Here is an 18,249-nt window from a genome sequence, read left to right on the forward strand (position 1 = left end):
ACACCACAAATGCTGCAGACAACCCACAACGATCTGTTCCGCGAGCCAACGAATGCCCCACCCGCGTCCCTATAAAGTTGCACTCAACGGTTACGGCCGCATCGGTCGTTGTGTCCTGCGCGCACTGTTCGAGCGAGGGGCGAAGGCCGGATTCGAGATCGTCGCACTGAATGACCTGGCCGATCAGGCCAGCATCGAATACCTGACTCGCTTCGACTCCACCCATGGGCGTTTCCCCGGTGAGGTGAAGGTCGATGGCGATTGTCTGCATATCAATGGCGACTGCGTGAAAGTGTTGCGCAGCGCCACGCCAGAGGGCGTCGACTGGGCGGGCCTGGACATCGACCTGGTGCTGGAGTGCTCCGGCGCCTACCACACTCGCGCCGATGGTCAGCGTTTCCTGGAGGCCGGCGCACCGCGCGTCCTGTTCTCCCAGCCCATGGCCAGCGAGGCCGATGTCGATGCCACGGTGGTCTACGGAATCAACCAGGATTGCCTGAACGGTAGCGAGCGTCTGGTCTCCAACGCCTCCTGTACCACCAACTGCGGCGTGCCGTTGCTGCGGGTGCTGGATCAGGCGTTCGGCATCGAGTACGTGCAGATCACCACCATCCACTCGGCGATGAACGACCAGCCGGTGATCGACGCCTATCACCACGAAGACCTGCGCCGCACGCGCTCTGCCTTCCAGTCGGTGATTCCGGTCTCGACGGGGCTTGCGCGCGGCATCGAGCGCCTGCTTCCGGAACTTGCCGGGCGAATCCAGGCCAAAGCGGTACGCGTACCGACCGTCAACGTCTCGTGCCTGGATATCACCCTGCAGACTGCGCGTGACACCAGCGCCGCCGAAGTGAACCAGGTACTGCGCGAGGCTGCGCTGCATGGCCCGCTGCAAGGTCTGCTGGCCTACACCGAGCTGCCGCATGCCAGCTGTGATTTCAACCACGACCCGCATTCGGCGATCGTCGATGCCAGCCAGACCCGCGTCTCCGGCCCACGCCTGGTGAACCTGCTGGCTTGGTTCGACAACGAATGGGGGTTCGCCAACCGTATGCTCGACGTTGCACAGCACTACCTGCACGTCGTCAACCCAACCCGCACCAAACAGCCCTGAAGGACTGCATTCATGACCGTGTTGAAGATGACCGACCTCGACCTGCAAGGTAAGCGCGTACTGATCCGCGAAGACCTCAACGTACCTGTGAAGGACGGCGTGGTCGCCAGCGACGCGCGTATCCAGGCCGCGCTGCCGACCATCAAGCTGGCCCTGGAGAAGGGCGCGGCGGTCATGGTCTGCTCGCACCTGGGTCGCCCGACCGAAGGCGAGTTCTCGGCCGAGAACAGCCTCAAGCCAGTGGCCGAGTACCTGACCAAGGCCTTGGGCCGTGAAGTACCGCTGGTTGCCGATTACCTCGAAGGCGTCGAGGTCAAGGCCGGTGACCTGGTGCTGTTCGAGAACGTGCGCTTCAACAAGGGCGAGAAGAAGAACGCCGACGAGCTGGCACAGAAGTACGCCGCCTTGTGCGACGTATTCGTCATGGACGCCTTCGGCACCGCGCACCGCGCCGAAGGTTCGACCCACGGCGTGGCCAAGTTCGCCAAGGTCGCTGCTGCCGGTCCGCTGCTGGCGGCCGAGCTGGACGCACTGGGCAAGGCACTGAAGGCGCCGGCCAAGCCGATGGCGGCCATCGTCGCCGGTTCCAAGGTGTCGACCAAATTGGACGTGCTGAACAGCCTGAGCTCGGTCTGTGACCAGCTGATCGTCGGTGGCGGCATCGCCAACACCTTCCTCGCCGCCGCCGGTCACCCGGTCGGCAAGTCGCTGTACGAAGCCGACCTGGTCGACACGGCCAAGGCCATCGCCGCCAAGGTCAGCGTGCCGCTGCCGGTCGATGTGGTAGTCGCCAAGGAATTCGCCGAGAGCGCCGAGGCTACCGTCAAGGCCATCGCCGACGTTGCCGCCGACGACATGATCCTCGACATCGGCCCACAGACCGCCGCCAACTTCGCCGAGCTGCTGAAGTCGTCCAAGACCATTCTGTGGAACGGCCCGGTCGGCGTGTTCGAGTTCGACCAGTTCGGCAACGGCACCCGGGTGCTGGCCAAGGCCATTGCCGAAAGCGCTGCGTTCTCCATCGCCGGGGGTGGCGATACCCTGGCCGCTATCGACAAGTATGGCGTGGGCGCGGATATCTCCTACATTTCTACCGGTGGCGGTGCGTTCCTCGAGTTCGTCGAGGGCAAGGTTCTGCCTGCCGTGGCAATCCTGGAAGAACGGGCCAAGGCCTGATAATGGCAGCGCCTGGCAAAGGGAGCGACCTGATGGTCAAGCTGTTGCCTTTGATGATCACCGCCGGTCTGCTGGGCGCTTGCTCCGGCAGACCGCCCGCGGAAGACTCGGCACATCCGCCCAAGGGCGGTTGCTACCAGTCGCAGTGGCAGGCCGAGACCGTGCCGGTGATCAACAAGCGCGTGGGCCCGGAGGGCCTGGAAAAGTACGATGAAGAACACCAGCGCCAGGCCCCGGGTTGCCCTTGATCGGTAACCGGGCAACCTAATCGGCATTTGGTGGTCTTGAACACAGGGGCCGCACCGCAGCCCCCAGCGGAGTAATGTGATGAAAGCGCTACTGGCCTCGATGGCCCTGGCGACATTGGCAGGATGCTCGCTGCTGCAGCCGGCGCCAGAAGCACCGGCTGACGATTGGACCCGCTGGGTCTGCGACACCCAGGCTGAAGTGCTTTGGCGCTTCGCCGACGCGCAACGCGACGCGGTCGACGTGCGCCTCGGCGGCGGCGACCAGGTCTATCGGCTCAAGTCCGAGCCGGGCGCTTCGGGCGCGCTGTACAGCGATGGCGTGCTGGCGTTCCACACCAAGGGTGAGGAAGGCCTGGTCTACTGGGTGGCGACCAACGATCTGATTGGGCGGGGCTGCAAGGCACCGTGACTGGCCGGGCCGTATCGATGGCCCACACTACTTGAACAGCAACCGCCCCTGCGGCAGGCTTGCACGAAACAAACGACGCTTGTCGGGAGAGAGATACACAATGGCACTCATTAGCATGCGCCAGATGCTGGACCACGCCGCCGAGTTCGGTTACGGCGTTCCAGCTTTCAACGTCAACAACCTCGAGCAAATGCGCGCCATCATGGAAGCCGCCGACAAGACCGACTCCCCGGTCATCGTCCAGGCGTCGGCCGGTGCGCGCAAATACGCCGGTGCGCCGTTCCTGCGCCACCTGATCCTGGCGGCCATCGAGGAATTCCCGCACATCCCGGTGTGCATGCACCAGGACCACGGCACCAGCCCTGACGTGTGCCAGCGCTCCATCCAGCTGGGCTTCAGCTCGGTGATGATGGACGGTTCGCTGAAGGAAGACGGCAAGACCCCGTCCGACTACGACTACAACGTCCGTGTGACTCAGCAGACCGTGGCGTTCGCCCACGCCTGTGGCGTGTCGGTAGAGGGCGAGCTGGGCTGCCTGGGTAGCCTGGAAACCGGCCAGGCTGGCGAAGAGGACGGTATCGGCGCCGAAGGCACCCTGGACCACAGCCAGATGCTGACCGATCCGGAAGAGGCCGCCGACTTCGTCAAGAAGACTCAGGTCGACGCCCTGGCCATCGCCATCGGCACCAGCCACGGTGCCTACAAGTTCACCAAGCCACCCACCGGTGACATCCTGGCGATCGACCGCATCAAGGAAATCCACAAGCGCATCCCCAACACGCACCTGGTGATGCATGGTTCGTCCTCGGTACCGCAGGACTGGCTGGCGATCATCAACGAGTACGGTGGCCAGATCAAGGAAACCTACGGCGTACCGGTCGAAGAAATCGTCGAAGGCATCAAGTACGGCGTACGCAAGGTCAACATCGATACCGACCTGCGCCTGGCCTCGACCGGTGCCATTCGCCGTTACATGGCCCAGCATCCGAGCGAGTTCGACCCACGTAAGTTCTTCGCCGAAACCGTGAAGGCCATGCGTGACGTGTGCATCGCCCGTTACGAAGCCTTCGGCACCGCCGGCAATGCCTCGAAGATCAAGCCGATCTCCCTGGAAGGCATGTTCCAGCGTTACGCCAAAGGTGAACTGGCCGCCAAGGTCAACTGATCGGCTCTCGCCGCTCAGACCCCGAAAACCCGCAGCGATGCGGGTTTTTTTTGGGCTCTTCACGGAATGTTGGGAAAGAGTGGCGGCGATTGGCTTAGCGGCAGATTGGTGAGAGCCACCAGGTGCTTGTCTTGGGGGTTGAGGCGGCGCTCGATCTCACAGGCGCCAAATACCTTACGGCAGGCATTAAATAGGTTTCTTCCGCGCAAATGGATTGCACCAACATGAAGTTGGCAAGCTGACCGTTAGTCGGCTAATTTCATAGTTGATGGCGGATTGCCATTTGGTCGCGTTGCGAGTTTCCTGGCCACCGCTAAAGTAAACAATCGGATCCAATTGCAAGTCGAAGTCGATCTAACAAGAGACGCAGCATGGATGGCGCTAACCCTCACCCCCCGGAAAACCGTTCGGTCCTTCTGGTGGTAGACGATTACCCCGAGAACCTCATCAGCATGCAGGCTTTGCTCGCCCGTCAGGATTGGCAGGTGGTAACCGCCAGCTCAGGTATGGAAGCCCTGAGCGCATTGCTCGAATATGAGGTCGATCTGGTATTGCTGGATGTACAGATGCCGGAAATGGACGGCTTCGAAGTCGCCCGGTTGATGCGCGGCAGCCAGCGCACCCAGCTCACCCCAATCATCTTCCTCACCGCCAACGAGCAGTCCGAGGCCGCCGTGCGCAAGGGTTACGCCAATGGCGCGGTGGATTACGTATTCAAACCCTTCGACCCGCAAATCCTCAAACCGAAGGTGCAGGCCCTGCTGGATCAGCAGCGCAACAGACGCATGCTGCAGCGGCTCACCCGCGAGCTGGAGGCAGCGCACGCCTTCAATGCCTCGATTCTGGACAACGCTGCCGAGGGCATCCTGGTCGTCGATGTGCAAGGCACCATCGGCTTTGCCAATCCCGCGATCTGCAGGCTGCTGGACACGTCCGTGGAGCAGCTCCGGGGCAGCCACCTGCTGAGCCTGTTGCCGGTACCGGAAGGGACTGCCTGGAGCGAATCGGACTTCTTCAGGGCCTTCCAGGCTCAGCAGATCTTCCGGGTGCATGATGCCCAGTTGCGCACCCGGAGCGGGCAACTGGCGCCAGTAGCGTTGTCGTGCGCACCGTTGCCGGCCGAGCAGCGAGCGATGGTGGTGACCGTGCTCGACATGTCGGCGGTACGCAACCTGCACCAGCAACTGGAGTATCAGGCGGTGACCGATCCGCTGACCGGTCTGCTCAACCGAAGAGGCTTCTACCAAGCGGCCGAGGGCGTGTTGCTGCGCAACGAGCGTTCGGAAAAAGCGCAGGCGTTGATGTACATGGACCTGGACGGTTTCAAGCGGATCAACGATTCGCTTGGCCATGAGACCGGCGATCACGTGTTGCGCTGGGTTGCCGAGCAGTTCAAGGACTGCCTGGGCAGCGAGGCTCTGCTGGCGCGAATGGGCGGTGACGAATTCACCGCACTGTTCGATGGCCTGCCGTACCCCGAGCTGGCCGGTCGATACGCCGAAAAACTGCTCGAGCGCATGTCGGTGTGCCAGCAGGTCAATGGGCTGGAGCTCAGCCTTGGTGTCAGTATCGGCATCGCCACTTATCCGGACTGCGGTGCCACGGTCGAGGGCTTGTTGCGTGCGGCCGACGCCGCCATGTACGCGGCCAAGCAGGCCGGGCGCCAGCAGTATCGCTTCTATGACCAGGAACTCAACGGCCGCGCGCGTTCGCGGCTGATGCTCGAGACCAGCGTGCGCAGCGCCATCGAGCAGCACGACTTCAGCCTGGTCTATCAGCCCCAGGTGGGCTTTGCCGATGGTCGCCTGCGCGGCTTCGAAGCCTTGTTGCGTTGGCAGCATCCGAGTGTCGGCGATGTGCCGCCGGGGCTGTTCATCCCCTTGCTGGAGGAAGCGCGGCTGATCAGCCGCCTGGCCAGCTGGATCTACCGCCAGGGGGCTGCGCAGCGACAGGCCTGGTGCGAGCGCTTTCCAGCGGATCTGGTGCTGGGCATCAGTTTGAGCAGAGCACAGTTCACCATGCCCAACCTGGTGGAGGAGCTGCGTCAGGTCATCGAGACATGTGACTTGGTGCCGTCGCAGCTGGAAGTCGAGATTGCCGAGACCTCGTTGATGTACAACATCGATGCTGCGGTGAAGCAGGTGCATCGCCTGCGCGACCTGGGGGTGCGGGTCGCGCTGGACGATTTCGGCGCTGGCGACTGTTCGCTGCGTATGATCCGCGACCTGCCCATCGACACCCTCAAGCTCGACCGCCATCTGGTGGCCCGGCTGCCGGATTCGGAGTTGGACACTGCACTGGCGCGCAGCGTCATCGGCCTGTGTGACGAGTACCGCATCACGGTGATCGCCGAAGGCGTGGAGACACCGGCCCAGGCTGCCTGGCTCAAGGCCAATGGCTGTGCCTACGTGCAGGGCTTCCTCGTTGCCCACCCGTTGACCGCCGTGGATGCCGGCAACTTTGCGCCGATTTTCCCCTGGCCAGCCTGCTAGTTGGATAAACTCGCGTCTGTTATCCAAGAACGTCGGGCCATGACCGTCTTACGCTATTTGCAAGCCTACCCGCCGCACCTTCAGGAGCAGGTCCGCCAGATGATCGACAACGATCGACTGGGCGAGTACCTGCAGCGGCGCTATTTCGAGCGTCACGACGTGCAGAGCGACCGGGCGTTGTACGAGTATGCCCAGGGCCTGCGCCAGCAGTACCTGCGCAGCGCGCCGAACCTCGACAAGGTGCTGTTCGACAATCGTCTGGACCTCACCCACCGGGCCCTGGGGTTGAATACCGCGGTGTCGCGTGTGCAGGGCGGCAAGCTCAGAGCCAAGAAGGAAATCCGTATCGCCTCGCTGTTCAAGGAGGCCGCGCCACAGTTTCTGCGCATGATCGTCGTGCATGAACTGGCCCACCTGCGCGAGCGCGATCACAACAAGGCGTTCTACCAGCTTTGCCAGCACATGGAGCCGGACTACCACCAACTGGAATTCGACCTGCGCATCTACCTGACCTATCGGGAACTGCCGGGCCACGCTTGAGGACCACGCAGCATGGAAGTGAGCAAGACCAAGAGCAGTTTCTATCGGCGCCTTTACGTGGCCTGGCTCATCGATAGTCAGACTGCGACCAGTGTGCCGGCGCTGATGGAGGCCACCGGCATGCCGCGGCGCACGGCGCAAGACACCATCGTCGCGCTGGCCGACCTGGACATCGTCTGCGAGTTCGAGCAGCAGGAGGGCGCGCGCAATCACGCCGGGCACTACCGCATCCATGATTGGGGGGCGATCGACAAGCAATGGATCATCCGGCACCTGCGGCAGATCCGCGAGGTGCTGGGCTACCCGTGAACGCTTAGCCTTTGCGCATGCCGATGTGGGGGATGCCGTCCTCGAGGTATTCCTCGCCAGCCACTTCGAATCCATGTTGGGCATAGAAGCCCTTCAGGTGGGCCTGGGCCGAGAGATAGACCGGCGTGCCGGGCCAGCAGTGCCCGGCGGCTTCCAGGCCCTTGAGCAACAGCGGATGACCGAGCTTTTCGCCTCGTGCCCGCGGTGACGTCACCACCCGGCCAATGACCACATCGCCACCCTGGGACTGCGGGTCGAGCAGGCGCAGGTAGGCCACCAGTTGGTCATCCTGCCAACCCATCAGGTGCAGGGTATCGCCGGTCAGGTCCTGGCCGTCGACTTCCTGGTAGGCGCAGTGTTGTTCGACCACGAAGACTTCGGTGCGCAATTGCAGAATGGCATAGAGCTGTTCCTTGCTCAGGTCGGTGTGATGCTTGCAGATCCATTCAGTGGACATTGAAGTAACTCCTCGGAAAGACGAGCGATCATCGCAAATCGAGGCGGCGACGACGAGCCGATCGGTGCTTCAAGCCATGTCGATCCAGGGCCGGACAACGAGTCGGCCAAAATAGAGGCTAATTGACATTAATGGCCGCTGCCCAACGGGATGGCTTTGTGTAACCTCGTGGTCTGGCGTTTCCCTCCACAGCATCTCCCCTGTTGCAAAAGGACTTGAACATGAAGTCACTGCTTTGTGTATTGGGCCTGTTGAGCATAATGCTGTCGCCTCCGGCTCCGGCCAGCGACACGCTGCGGCTGGTGGCAGATAACTGGCCGCCGTTCACCGATGCCAGTATGCCAGGTGGTGGTTTGGCCACCCGCATCGTCAGCACGGCGCTGACCCGCGCGGGGTATACCTGCGTCACCGAGGAAGTGCCTTGGGCGCGGGCGCTGATGGGCATCGGCGAAGGCCGTTACGATGTACTGGTCAATGCTTGGTACAACGATTCGCGTACCCGTATCGGGCACTTCTCCAAGGCGTACCTGAGCAACCGGGTCCGTCTGCTCAAGCGCAAGGGTGACAGCTTCCTTTATCGACGCCCGGCCGACCTGTATCCGCACAGCATCGCCGTGGTTCGTGACTACGCCTACACGACACAATTCGACGGTGATGCCCGGTTACGCAAGGTCGAGGTGCGCTCATTCTCGTCCGCCGTGCGCATGCTGGCGGCTGGGCGTGTCGATCTGGCGGTGGAGGATGAGCAGGTTGCCCGTTTCCATTTGCAGCGCGAGCCGGCCTGGGTGCGCGATGCGGTCGAGTTGGTGGAGCCGCCGCTGGCGGAGAATACCCTGCATATCCTGGTGAGCCTGAAGCACCCGGGGCACGAGGAGATCATCGAGCGCTTCGAGCGGGCCATCGCTGCAATGAAGGCCGATGGCAGCTACGCGCGGTTGTCGCGCCAGTACGGCTTCTGATTGATGTCCGCTTTTTCAAGTCGGCGCACTTTCCTTGATCAGGTGCGCAGCCATGGTGCGCAGCGGCGCCAATTGTCGACAGATCAATGCCAGCTGGGTCTGCACCAGGCGTTGATGCTCATCCAGCTCATCGGGCATCTGCTCCAGCTGATTGGCCAAGGCTTCTTCGGCATCGCTGTGGATCGCTACCGGCAAGCGCGCCGCCAGGCCATTGGCGATCTCATCGAGGCTGTTGGCCAGGCTCTGCGCCGCGCCATCGATCAACTGTTCCTGGACCTCGGCCGGTAGCGCCGTATCGCGGTGGGCGCCAAGGCCGGAAAGATAGCTGAGCAAGGTATGCGACAGCACCAGGAAGCGGAAACCGACGTCGGCTTCCTTGCGGAAGTGCCCAGGCTCCATGAGCATGTTGGCCAACGTGGTGGACAGCGCCGCGTCGGCGTTGTGGGCGTTGCGTCGGGCCAGGCGGTAGGCCAGGTCGTCGCGTTTGCCATGGGCGTACTGCTGCATGATCTGGCGCAGGTACACGCTGGCGCAGGCGAGGGTGTTGGCCAGCGCCTTGTTCAGGCGCCGTCCCTGCCAGTCGGGCAGGAACAGGAACACCGCCAGGATGGCGATCAGACTGCCGACCAAGGTATCGAACAGCCGCGGCAGGAACAGGCCGTAGCCATCGCCGATCTGGTTGAAGCAGAACAGCACCATCAGCGTGATCGCGGCGGTAGCCAGGGTATAGCGGGTGGTACGGTTGACGAAGAACACCACCCCTGCGACCACGGCGAACAGCGACTGGATGATCGGATTGGGGAACAGGTCGAACAGCGCCCAGCCCACGGTCAGGCCGATGGCCGTGCCGAACACCCGCTGCACCAGCTTGCGCCGGGTGGCGCCGTAGTTGGGTTGGCAGACGAACAGCGTGGTGAGGATGATCCAGTAGCCCTGGGTCGGGTGGATCAGATGCACCATGCCATAGCCGATCGACAGCGCCAATGGCAGGCGCAAGGCATGCCTGAACAATAGCGAAGTGGGAGTGAGCTGGGTGCGTAGACGCGTCCAGACGTCCTTGAGGGTGCGCGGCGAACGGTCCAGCAGGCTGCTGTCGCTGGCGTCGGCGAGGCTGTCGGGGTTGCTGGCGGCACTGAGCAGGCGGTCGAGGGTGGCCAGGTTGGCTGCCAGTGCGCGCAGCGAGCGCAACAAACCCCGCCAGGCGGGATTGTTCTGTTGGCGTAGGTGTTCGAGTGAGGCGTTGAGGTCTTCCAGGGCATCGGCGAAGCGGGAGTCGAGGACGAACGGCTGACGCAGGCGGATCGACCGCCCCAGCTCCTGGCAAGCCGAGCCCTGCTGGCGCAGCAGGCGCTGGCAGCGGAACATCACGTCGCTGTGGAAGAACGCCTCGGCCAGGGCGTTGTAGGGATAGTGCGAGGCGCTGACCCGCTCATGGATGTCCTGGGCCAGAAAGTACAGTTTCAGGTAGCGGCTGACCTTGGAGTTGGGCTGGCTGTTGCCGACGCGGTGCAGAATGATTTCCTTGGCGGCGTTGAGCGCCGCCACCACCTTGCCGTTCTGCTGTGCCAACTCCAGGCGCCGAGCCTCGAGGTCAAGGTTGCGGATCGGTTCGAACAGATTGGCCTTGAGCTTGAGGTACAGGCCCAGCTCCTGGAACAGCTTGGCCAGGCTCTGCTGCACCGGTTGATTGGAAAACAACAGTTGCCACACTACCGACAGCAGGCCGTACCAGGCTGCGCCGGCCACCAGCAGCATCGGCTCGTGCCAGAAATCGCTGACCTGGCCGCCCCGCTGGTCCACGCCGATCATGGTGTATACCGAGGTGATCAGTGTGGCCGAAGCGATCGCCCCATAGCGTTCGCCGAGCGCGCCGAGCATGGTCAGGCCGAATGCGGCCAGGGCCAGGGCGATGACGAAGATCCAGGGGTAGGGGAACAACAACTCCACCGCCAGGGCGGCGATGGCGAAGCACACCAGAGTCACGGCCAGGGCGCTGAGACGCCCTTGCCAGCTGTCGTCGGTTTCGGCCAGGGCGCTGGCGATGATGCCCAGGAACAAGGGAATCAGCAGCCCCATCTCGTCCTGGTACCAGCACAGCGCCATGCTGCCGGTAAGCGCAACCGTTACCCGGATGCTGTAGCTGAACTTGTCTTGGCCCCACAGGCGACGCAGTGACTGACGGAACGAGCTCGATGACATGATGGCCTGCTGGGCAGTGATCGATTGAATGCATGAGCGCACAGACCAGCAAGAAGCGTTCCGTGCTGCTCGATGGACTCTACTCTACACGAACTGCGCGGCGGCGTTGGCAGAGGCCCAGGCCCACTGGAAATTGAAACCGCCCAAGTGGCCGGTGACGTCGAGCACTTCGCCGATGAAGTACAGGCCCGGGCTCTTCAGCGACTCCATGGTCTTGGACGACACCTCGCGGGTATCGACGCCGCCGAGGGTCACTTCGGCGGTGCGGTAGCCTTCGGTGCCGGCCGGCACCAGTTGCCACGCGGCCAGTTTATCGGCGATCTGCGTCAGCTCTGCCGGGGTGTACTGCTTCATCGGCCGCGAGTCGAACCACTGTTCGGCCAGCAGGTTGGCCAACTTGCGGGTGAACACCTCGCCGAGCACCGTCTTCAGCTCGCTGTTGCCTCGTTCGGCCTGCTGTTGTTGCAGCCATTGCAGGGCGTCGTGGTCAGGCAGCAGGTTGAGCTCCAGCGTGTCGCCTGCTTCCCAGAACGACGAGATCTGCAGGATCGCCGGACCGCTGAGGCCGCGGTGGGTGAACAGCAGGTTTTCCCGGAAACTGGTGCCATTGCAGCTGGCGATGCAGTCCAGCGAGGTGCCGGAAAGCTCTGTGCACATTGCCTTGAGTTGCGGCTCGGTGATGGTGAACGGCACCAGTCCTGCGCGGGTCGGCAGCAGTGTATGGCCGAACTGGCGCGCCACTTGATAACCGAAACCGGTGGCGCCGAGGGTCGGAATCGACAGACCGCCGGTGGCGATCACCAGTGACTGGCAGGCGAACGGGCCGACGCTGGTCTGTAGCAGGTAACCGGCTTCGGTTTTTTCGATGTGCTCGATGCTGGTGTGCATGCGCAACTGCGCACCGGCCTCGTCGCATTCGCTCAGCAGCATGTCGAGGATGTCGCCGGCCTTGTTGTCGCAGAACAGCTGGCCGAGCTTCTTCTCGTGATACGGCACCCCGTGCTTGGCTACCAGCTCGATGAAGTCCCACTGGGTGTAGCGGGCCAGGGCCGACTTGCAGAAGTGCGCGTTGTGCGAGAGGAAGTTGCCGGGTTCGGTGTACAGATTGGTGAAGTTGCAGCGCCCGCCGCCGGACATGAGGATTTTCTTGCCAGGCTTGTTGGCGTGGTCGAGCAGCAGTACCCGGCGGCCACGGCGGGCGCTTAGCTGAGCGCACATCAGGCCCGCGGCGCCAGCGCCGATGATGATCACGTCGGTGGTGTGCACGGTGTTACCTCTTGAATGTTTCTGGGGCTGCTGTGCCGCCCATTCGCGGGGCAAGCCCGCTCCCACAGGATCTCAATGATCCTTCAGACGGGGGAGTACCTGTGGGAGCGGGCTTGTCCCGCGAATGGCCCGTGCAGCGGCCGCAAAGAATGATCAGACGATACGAACCTTCAGCGATCGACCCTTGATCTTGCCGCTGTTGAGTCGCTGCATGGCCTGTTTGGCCAGCGCGCGCTCGACGGCGACAAAGGCCTGGAAGTCGAAGATGGCGATCTTGCCGACCTGCTTGCCGGGGATATCGGCGTCGCCGGTCAACGCACCGAGGATGTCGCCTGGGCGCAGCTTGTCCTTGCGCCCGGCAGCGATGCACAGGGTGCTCATGACCGGCAGCAACGGCTCACCACCCTTGTTCTTCAGGCTCTCAAGCGGGTCCCAGCGCAGCGGACTCTTCTGCAGGTCTTCGATGGCCTGGGCGCGGTGCCCTTCGGCCGGGGCCACCAGGCTGATGGCGATGCCTTTCTCGCCGGCACGGCCGGTACGGCCGACACGGTGCACATGAATTTCGGCATCGCGGGCCAACTCGACGTTGATGACCATGTCCAGACCGTCGATGTCCAGGCCACGGGCGGCCACGTCGGTGGCCACCAGCACCGAGCTGCTGCGATTGGCGAACATGGTCAGCACCTGGTCGCGATCACGTTGTTCCAGGTCGCCATGCAGGGCCTGGGCGACGATGCCTTTGGCCGTCAGGTGAGCGACAACATCTTCGCACTGCTGCTTGGTGAAGCAGAACGCCACGCACGATTGCGGGCGGTAGTGGCCGAGCACCCGGGTGACAGCCTCGAGGCGCTGCTGCGGGTCGATCTCGATGAAGCGCTGTTCGATCTGGTTGTCGGCGTGCAGGCTCTCGACCTTGACCTGCTGCGGCTTGCGCATGAAATCGGCGGCCAGTTGCTCGATACCGGCCGGATAGGTGGCGGAGAACAGCAGGGTCTGGCGGCGCGACGGGGTCTTGCCGATGATGCTGGCGATGGCATCGAAGAAGCCCATGTCGAGCATGCGGTCGGCTTCATCGAGCACCAGGGTGTTGAGTCCATCGAGCACCAGGGTGCCCTTGTCCAGGTGTTGCTGGATACGCCCTGGCGTGCCGACGATGATGTGCGCACCGTGCTCCAGAGAGGCGATCTGGGGGCCGAGCGAGACACCGCCGCACAGGGTCAGGATCTTGATGTTGTCTTCGGCGCGGGCCAGGCGGCGCAGCTCCTTGGCGACCTGGTCGGCCAGCTCGCGAGTAGGGCACAGCACCAGGGCCTGGCAACCGAAGTAGCGTGGGTTGATCGGATTGAGCAGACCGATGCCGAATGCCGCGGTCTTGCCGCTGCCGGTCTTGGCCTGGGCGATCAGGTCCTGGCCCTTGAGAATGACCGGCAGGCTTTGCGCCTGAATCGGTGTCATCGAGGCATAGCCGAGGGCGTCCAGGTTGGCCAGCATGGCGGCGGACAGCGGCAGGGAGGCGAAGGCGGTGGAGTCGGTGGTCACGAGGCGGGCCTGCGGTGCGAAGCGAAAAATCTCGCACAGTCTACCAGCCTCATGGCCATTCGCCCTACGATTCCATGTGCGCTTCCGGACGACGGGCACGCCTTCCGTCCGTCGGCGACAACTGCAGGAAGATCGCCGCTGCCAGCATGGCCATGACGCCGATGGTCACGAAGGTCAGTTGGAAGGCCCCCAGCGTGCTATCCACACCTTCGGCGCTGCCGGCTGCGGTGAACCCTCCGAGCAGTGCACCGGCGCACGCCACACCGAGGCTCAGCGACAGCTGCGCGACCACCGACAGCAGGCTGTTTCCGCTGCTGGCGTGTGCATCGTCGAGGTCGATCAGGGTCACCGTGTTCATGGCCGTGAACTGCATCGAGTTGACCGCGCCGAGCAGGCCGAGATGGATGAGCAGCACGGCATAGGGCGTTTGCTCGTCCACCAGCCCGAGGCTGGCCAGGAGCATACCGAGCAGCAAGGTATTGGCGGTGAGGATGATGCGGTAGCCGAAGCGCTCGATCAGTGGCCGGGCTATGGACTTGGCGACCATCGCCGCCGCCGCCAGCGGGATCATGCTCATGCCAGCCTGGGCCGGCGAGTAGCCCAGCGCCACCTGCAGCAGCAGCGGAACCAGGAAGGGCAGGGCGCCGCTGCCCAGACGGGCGAACAGGTTGCCGAGGATGCCGATGGCGAAGGTCCGTACGCGGAACAGGCTGGGCGAGAACAGCGGTTGGGGATCGCGCCCGGCGCGCAGCCAATAGGCCGCCAGGCAGGCCATGCCGGCGAACAGCAGCAGCATCACCCGCAGGTGCGGCAGGTGCAGTTCGCCCAGGCCCTCCATGGCGATGGTGATCAGCACCATCGCCGCGCCGAACAGCAGGAACCCTGGGCCGTCGAAGGTGGTACGTTCGGCGCCGCGCAGGTCAGGGATGAACTTCCACACGGCATAGCAGCCCAGGACGCCGACCGGCAGGTTGAGCAGGAAGATCCAGTGCCAGCTGAGAATCTCCACCAGCCAGCCGCCCACCGTAGGGCCCAGCAGTGGCCCGAGCAGGCCGGGGATGGTGATGAAGCTCATGATCCGCACCAGGTCGCTGCGGGGGTAGGCGCGCAACACCACCAGGCGCCCGACCGGAAGCATCAGCGCCCCGCCCAGACCCTGCACGACCCGCGCGAAGATCAGAAAACCCAGGCTGTTGGCGGCGGCGCACAGCAGCGAGCCGAAGCTGAACAGCAAGATCGCGCTGAAGAAGATGCGCTTGGTGCCGAAGCGGTCGGCGATCCAGCCAGAGGCCGGGATGAGCAGCGCTACGGTGAGCATGTAGGCGATGATCACCCCCTGCATGCGCAGCGGGTCTTCAGCCAGCGAGCGAGCCATGGCCGGCAGCGCGGTGTTGAGGATGGTGCCGTCCAGCGATTGCATGAAGAAGGCGATGGCCACCACCCAGGGGATCCAGCGGGCAGTGACAGGGTCTAGCGGCGTGCGTTCGGGCATGACGTCCTCGTTTGTCAGTGCCGGCCCTTTCGCGGGGCAAGCCCGCTCCTACATGGATTGCGTGATCATCCTGGAGCGGGCTTGCCCGCGAAAGGGCCGGTGGTGCCAATCACAATGTCAGGGTCAGCCCTTTGACCAATGCCCCCGGCAAATGACTCGATCCGGTACTGCGCTGTCCATAGGTACTGGTCGACAGAATCATCTCGCGCTCCTGGGTCAGCGCTTCCAGCTCGCTGCCCAGCAGGTTGTACAGGCTGTCATCGAAGCGCATGGTGCTCACCGGCCCCTGGATCTGCCCGTTCTCGACCCAGAAGGTGGCGAAACGGGTCAGCCCGGTCATGCGCGCGGCGGGTAGGTCCGAGTAATTGAGGTACCAGAGGTTGCTGATGTACAAACCGGTGCCGAGTCGCTCGAGTATCTCGGCGTTAAGCAGATTGCCTGCGGCCAGGCTCAGTGCGCAAGGCGATTCGTAGCGGTCGGCGCCATTGCCCTGCAGTGCGAACTCGGCGGCGCTGCGGGCACTGATCAGTCGTTCGTGGGCCTGGCCGTGGTCGATCAGAGAGACGTCCAGACGTGGCGAGCCTTCGTCGGAAAACGCCGGGCTCAGCGACCCACTGACCTGCTCGGCGAAGCTGACCTGCGGGCTGAGCGTCGCATCGCCGTTGTACAGGCGCTGCAAGGCGCTGTTGCCGGTGGCCAGGGCCTGTGCCGAAAACCCGCCCCAGCACAGCATGCCGGCGATTTCGTCCATGGCCGCCGGGGCCAGGTAGGCGCGGTAACTGCCGGGTTTCAGAGTGATGGCTGCAAGGCCGAGGAAGCCCAGTTGTTCGCGCGCCTGACGCAACCTCGCGGTGAAGTCCACGGCGTTCCAGGCCTGGCCGGCATAGTTGGCTTTAACGGCTTGGCCATTGGCGTGGAACAGGCTCCAATCGAAGTTGAAGCTGTTCGCCTGGTGCCAGCCGAAGGCTCCGAACGAACTGGCGAAGCCGCGGCAGATCGGGCCCGCTGCATAGATGCCGACCAGATCAAGGTCGCCGGCCTCGCGCTCGACCAGTGCCAGCACCTCGTCCAGCTCGGGCAGCGGGTGCTGCTGCTGGCTGTGGGTGTGCCAGGCACTCTCGTTCAGACTCAGGTAAGGGTCGAGCGCCAGCAGTAGCAGGGTCTGGCGCAGCTGCTGCAACGCGTCGTCCAGACGCTGCCGGTCCAGTTGCGCGTCGTCGCTCAAGGTCACCTGCTGCTGCGCCTGGCGCCCCTCGCGCACCAGCCGCAGTTGGGCGCTGGCCTGGGCAACCGTGCCGGCCTGGCGCACCTTGGCGTGGTTGAAGCGGACGAACTGCGACTGCTCGGCACTGAAGCCGAGGGTGAACTGCTCGCCTGGAAGCAGGGCCGCGTGCAGTGCGCTGACCAGTGCTTCGAAGCGGTGGCGTGGGGTGTCGCTCATCAGGCGTCTCCTCCGAATACATCGATCTGGCGGAATACGCAGGCGGGCGAGGCGTGGCCGACGCGCACCACCTGGTTGGGTTCGCCCTTGCCGCAATTGGGTGTGCCGAGCACTTCGAAGGTGCTGTGGTCGCCGACTGCCGTCAGGTTGCGCCAGAACTGCGCGGAGATGCCGCGGTAGTTGGGGTTCTTGACGATACCCTTGAGCTCGCCGTCCTCGATCACTTGACCCCACTCGCAACCGAACTGGAACTTGTTGCGGGCATCGTCGATGGACCAGGAGCGGTTGTTGCTCATCAGGATGCCGTGTTCGATGTCCTCGATCAGCTGTTGTAAGGTCCGATCGCCGGGTTCGAGGTTGAGGTTGGCCATACGGTCGATCGGCGCCCGGTTCCAGCCACAGGCGCGGCTGTTGGCCACGCCGCCCAGGCCGGAGCGCAACTGCGACAGCGCACCACCCAGGGGACGTACCAGCAGGCCGTCACGGATCAGGAACTGCTTGCTGGCCGGCGTGCCGTCATCGTCGTAGCTGTAGCTGGCCAATTCCTGCTCCAGGGTCGGGTCGAAGGTGACGTTGAGCAGATCGGAACCGTAGCGCAGGTGGCCGAAGTCGCTGGCCTTGACGAAGCTGGTGCCGGCGTAGTTGCGCTCGTCGCCGAGAATGCGGTCCATCTCCAGCGGGTGGCCGATGGATTCATGGATCTGCAGCATCATCTGATCGGGCATCAGCAGCAGATCGCGCGGGCCGCTTGGCGTATTGGGCGCCAGCAGCAGTTGCAGGGCCTGGTCGGCAATCCGCGGGGCGGCGCCGATCAGGCCGCAGCGGTGGATGACCTCGAAGCCACCTTGCTGGCCGAAGTTGCTCAGCCCCAGGCTGCGACTCTGGCTGTCCTTGCCATCACTGGCGGTCACGCTCAGGCCGGGGAACAGGAAGCGATGGGCATGGCGCAACTCGGCGCCGGCGGAGTTGAGGTAGGTCTGTTCGACCAGGCTGATGTCCAGGCTCGCCAGCCAGTCCACCAGGCGGCTGTCCCTGGGCACGCTGGCCGACTCGCTGGCCAGCAGGCCAAGGCAATCGGCGATGCCGGGCACGGCCTGGTCGAGGTTAGGCGAAAGGTGGTCGTGACGGGCACTGGTTACCGCTTGTCCGCGCAGGTCGAGCAGGCTGTGTCTGGCGATCTGCCGGGCCAGTGCCTCGGCCTGTTCCAGCGCCCGCTGCAAACCTGCCTGAGACAGATCGGCGGTGGCCGCATAGGCCTCGACGCCATCGACCCGCACCGTCAGCATGGCGCCTTCGTCCTGGCTGAACGAGGGCGGTTCGGCGACATTGCGCCGCACACAGAGTGCCTGATGCGATTGTTTGACGTGACGTAGGGAAAACACTTCGGCCTTGCTGCGCAGCGCGTTGAAGCGCTGGCGCAGCAGGGCGCCGGAATCGAACATG

The 18,249-nt window shown here is 63.8% G+C and carries 16 protein-coding genes; 9 read left to right on the forward strand and 7 right to left on the reverse strand.

What is annotated here, in order from left to right; translation table 11 throughout:
• Positions 1-52: 52 nt before the first annotated feature.
• The 8 genes from epd (at position 53) to KY379_RS12370 (ending at position 7,453) form a co-directional block, all read left to right on the forward strand.
• Positions 53-1,114, forward strand: a complete 1,062-nt coding sequence (epd, locus tag KY379_RS12335; protein ID WP_133324776.1) for an erythrose-4-phosphate dehydrogenase — start codon at positions 53-55, stop codon at positions 1,112-1,114.
• Positions 1,115-1,126: 12 nt separating this feature from the next.
• Positions 1,127-2,290, forward strand: coding sequence for a phosphoglycerate kinase (locus KY379_RS12340; protein WP_133324774.1), 1,164 nt, complete (start codon positions 1,127-1,129; stop codon positions 2,288-2,290).
• On the forward strand, positions 2,290-2,538 hold the full coding sequence (locus KY379_RS12345; protein ID WP_409977268.1) for a hypothetical protein: 249 nt from the start codon (positions 2,290-2,292) through the stop codon (positions 2,536-2,538). Before KY379_RS12340 ends, KY379_RS12345 begins: the two co-directional genes overlap by 1 nt.
• Before the next feature lie 79 nt (positions 2,539-2,617).
• Complete coding sequence (locus tag KY379_RS12350) at positions 2,618-2,947, forward strand: MliC family protein (RefSeq protein WP_133324770.1); 330 nt, start codon at positions 2,618-2,620, stop codon at positions 2,945-2,947.
• Positions 2,948-3,047: 100 nt separating this feature from the next.
• Positions 3,048-4,112, forward strand: a complete 1,065-nt coding sequence (fba, locus tag KY379_RS12355; RefSeq protein WP_133324768.1) for a class II fructose-bisphosphate aldolase — start codon at positions 3,048-3,050, stop codon at positions 4,110-4,112.
• A 371-nt stretch (positions 4,113-4,483) separates the two neighbouring features.
• On the forward strand, positions 4,484-6,604 hold the full coding sequence (locus KY379_RS12360; RefSeq protein ID WP_261238776.1) for a putative bifunctional diguanylate cyclase/phosphodiesterase: 2,121 nt from the start codon (positions 4,484-4,486) through the stop codon (positions 6,602-6,604).
• A gap of 39 nt (positions 6,605-6,643) precedes the next feature.
• Positions 6,644-7,144 (forward strand): M48 family metallopeptidase, encoded by a 501-nt coding sequence (locus KY379_RS12365; protein WP_261238777.1) that lies wholly within the window; start codon positions 6,644-6,646, stop codon positions 7,142-7,144.
• A 12-nt stretch (positions 7,145-7,156) separates the two neighbouring features.
• Positions 7,157-7,453 carry a helix-turn-helix domain-containing protein gene (locus tag KY379_RS12370; RefSeq protein WP_010955532.1) on the forward strand — a complete coding sequence of 99 codons (297 nt, stop codon included), beginning with the start codon at positions 7,157-7,159 and terminating at the stop codon, positions 7,451-7,453.
• Between the two features lie 4 nt (positions 7,454-7,457).
• Here KY379_RS12370 and KY379_RS12375 read toward each other — a convergent pair whose 3' ends face one another.
• The gene (locus tag KY379_RS12375; RefSeq protein ID WP_133324762.1) at positions 7,458-7,910 is read right to left on the reverse strand and encodes a GNAT family N-acetyltransferase; all 453 of its coding nucleotides are present in this window, start codon (positions 7,908-7,910) and stop codon (positions 7,458-7,460) included.
• A 221-nt stretch (positions 7,911-8,131) separates the two neighbouring features.
• Here KY379_RS12375 and KY379_RS12380 point away from each other — a divergent pair, with 221 nt between their 5' ends.
• Positions 8,132-8,869, forward strand: coding sequence for a substrate-binding periplasmic protein (locus KY379_RS12380; protein ID WP_133324760.1), 738 nt, complete (start codon positions 8,132-8,134; stop codon positions 8,867-8,869).
• A 15-nt stretch (positions 8,870-8,884) separates the two neighbouring features.
• Here KY379_RS12380 and yccS read toward each other — a convergent pair whose 3' ends face one another.
• From yccS to KY379_RS12410, 6 genes are all read right to left on the reverse strand, one after another.
• Positions 8,885-11,068 carry a YccS family putative transporter gene (gene yccS, locus KY379_RS12385; RefSeq protein WP_133324758.1) on the reverse strand — a complete coding sequence of 728 codons (2,184 nt, stop codon included), beginning with the start codon at positions 11,066-11,068 and terminating at the stop codon, positions 8,885-8,887.
• An 84-nt stretch (positions 11,069-11,152) separates the two neighbouring features.
• Complete coding sequence (locus tag KY379_RS12390) at positions 11,153-12,334, reverse strand: NAD(P)/FAD-dependent oxidoreductase (RefSeq protein WP_261238780.1); 1,182 nt, start codon at positions 12,332-12,334, stop codon at positions 11,153-11,155.
• A gap of 153 nt (positions 12,335-12,487) precedes the next feature.
• Positions 12,488-13,825, reverse strand: a complete 1,338-nt coding sequence (dbpA, locus tag KY379_RS12395) for an ATP-dependent RNA helicase DbpA (protein ID WP_261238920.1) — start codon at positions 13,823-13,825, stop codon at positions 12,488-12,490.
• Between the two features lie 112 nt (positions 13,826-13,937).
• Complete coding sequence (gene mdtD / locus KY379_RS12400) at positions 13,938-15,365, reverse strand: multidrug transporter subunit MdtD (RefSeq protein WP_196171380.1); 1,428 nt, start codon at positions 15,363-15,365, stop codon at positions 13,938-13,940.
• 109 nt (positions 15,366-15,474) lie between these two features.
• On the reverse strand, positions 15,475-16,806 hold the full coding sequence (locus tag KY379_RS12405) for a TldD/PmbA family protein (protein WP_261238781.1): 1,332 nt from the start codon (positions 16,804-16,806) through the stop codon (positions 15,475-15,477).
• Positions 16,806-18,248, reverse strand: a complete 1,443-nt coding sequence (locus KY379_RS12410; RefSeq protein ID WP_261238782.1) for a TldD/PmbA family protein — start codon at positions 18,246-18,248, stop codon at positions 16,806-16,808. Before KY379_RS12410 ends, KY379_RS12405 begins: the two co-directional genes overlap by 1 nt.
• Between the last annotated feature and the right edge of the window lies 1 nt (position 18,249).

Origin of the sequence: Pseudomonas sp. HD6422, assembly GCF_025377065.1 — a bacterium.
In the GTDB taxonomy this organism is placed as follows: domain Bacteria; phylum Pseudomonadota; class Gammaproteobacteria; order Pseudomonadales; family Pseudomonadaceae; genus Aquipseudomonas; species Aquipseudomonas putida_U.

Bases quoted from the DNA above. Each gene is read 5' to 3' on its own strand.
- fba (WP_133324768.1), top strand. From the start codon at position 3,048: ATGGCACTCATTAGCATGCGCCAGATGCTGGACCACGCCGCCGAGTTC.
- KY379_RS12375 (WP_133324762.1), bottom strand. From the start codon at position 7,910: ATGTCCACTGAATGGATCTGCAAGCATCACACCGACCTGAGCAAGGAA.
- KY379_RS12405 (WP_261238781.1), bottom strand. From the start codon at position 16,806: ATGAGCGACACCCCACGCCACCGCTTCGAAGCACTGGTCAGCGCACTG.
- KY379_RS12370 (WP_010955532.1), top strand. From the start codon at position 7,157: ATGGAAGTGAGCAAGACCAAGAGCAGTTTCTATCGGCGCCTTTACGTG.
- KY379_RS12340 (WP_133324774.1), top strand. From the start codon at position 1,127: ATGACCGTGTTGAAGATGACCGACCTCGACCTGCAAGGTAAGCGCGTA.
- KY379_RS12410 (WP_261238782.1), bottom strand. From the start codon at position 18,248: ATGTTCGATTCCGGCGCCCTGCTGCGCCAGCGCTTCAACGCGCTGCGC.
- KY379_RS12360 (WP_261238776.1), top strand. From the start codon at position 4,484: ATGGATGGCGCTAACCCTCACCCCCCGGAAAACCGTTCGGTCCTTCTG.
- epd (WP_133324776.1), top strand. From the start codon at position 53: ATGCCCCACCCGCGTCCCTATAAAGTTGCACTCAACGGTTACGGCCGC.
- KY379_RS12380 (WP_133324760.1), top strand. From the start codon at position 8,132: ATGAAGTCACTGCTTTGTGTATTGGGCCTGTTGAGCATAATGCTGTCG.
- yccS (WP_133324758.1), bottom strand. From the start codon at position 11,068: ATGTCATCGAGCTCGTTCCGTCAGTCACTGCGTCGCCTGTGGGGCCAA.
- KY379_RS12365 (WP_261238777.1), top strand. From the start codon at position 6,644: ATGACCGTCTTACGCTATTTGCAAGCCTACCCGCCGCACCTTCAGGAG.
- dbpA (WP_261238920.1), bottom strand. From the start codon at position 13,825: ATGCTGGCCAACCTGGACGCCCTCGGCTATGCCTCGATGACACCGATT.
- KY379_RS12350 (WP_133324770.1), top strand. From the start codon at position 2,618: ATGAAAGCGCTACTGGCCTCGATGGCCCTGGCGACATTGGCAGGATGC.
- mdtD (WP_196171380.1), bottom strand. From the start codon at position 15,365: ATGCCCGAACGCACGCCGCTAGACCCTGTCACTGCCCGCTGGATCCCC.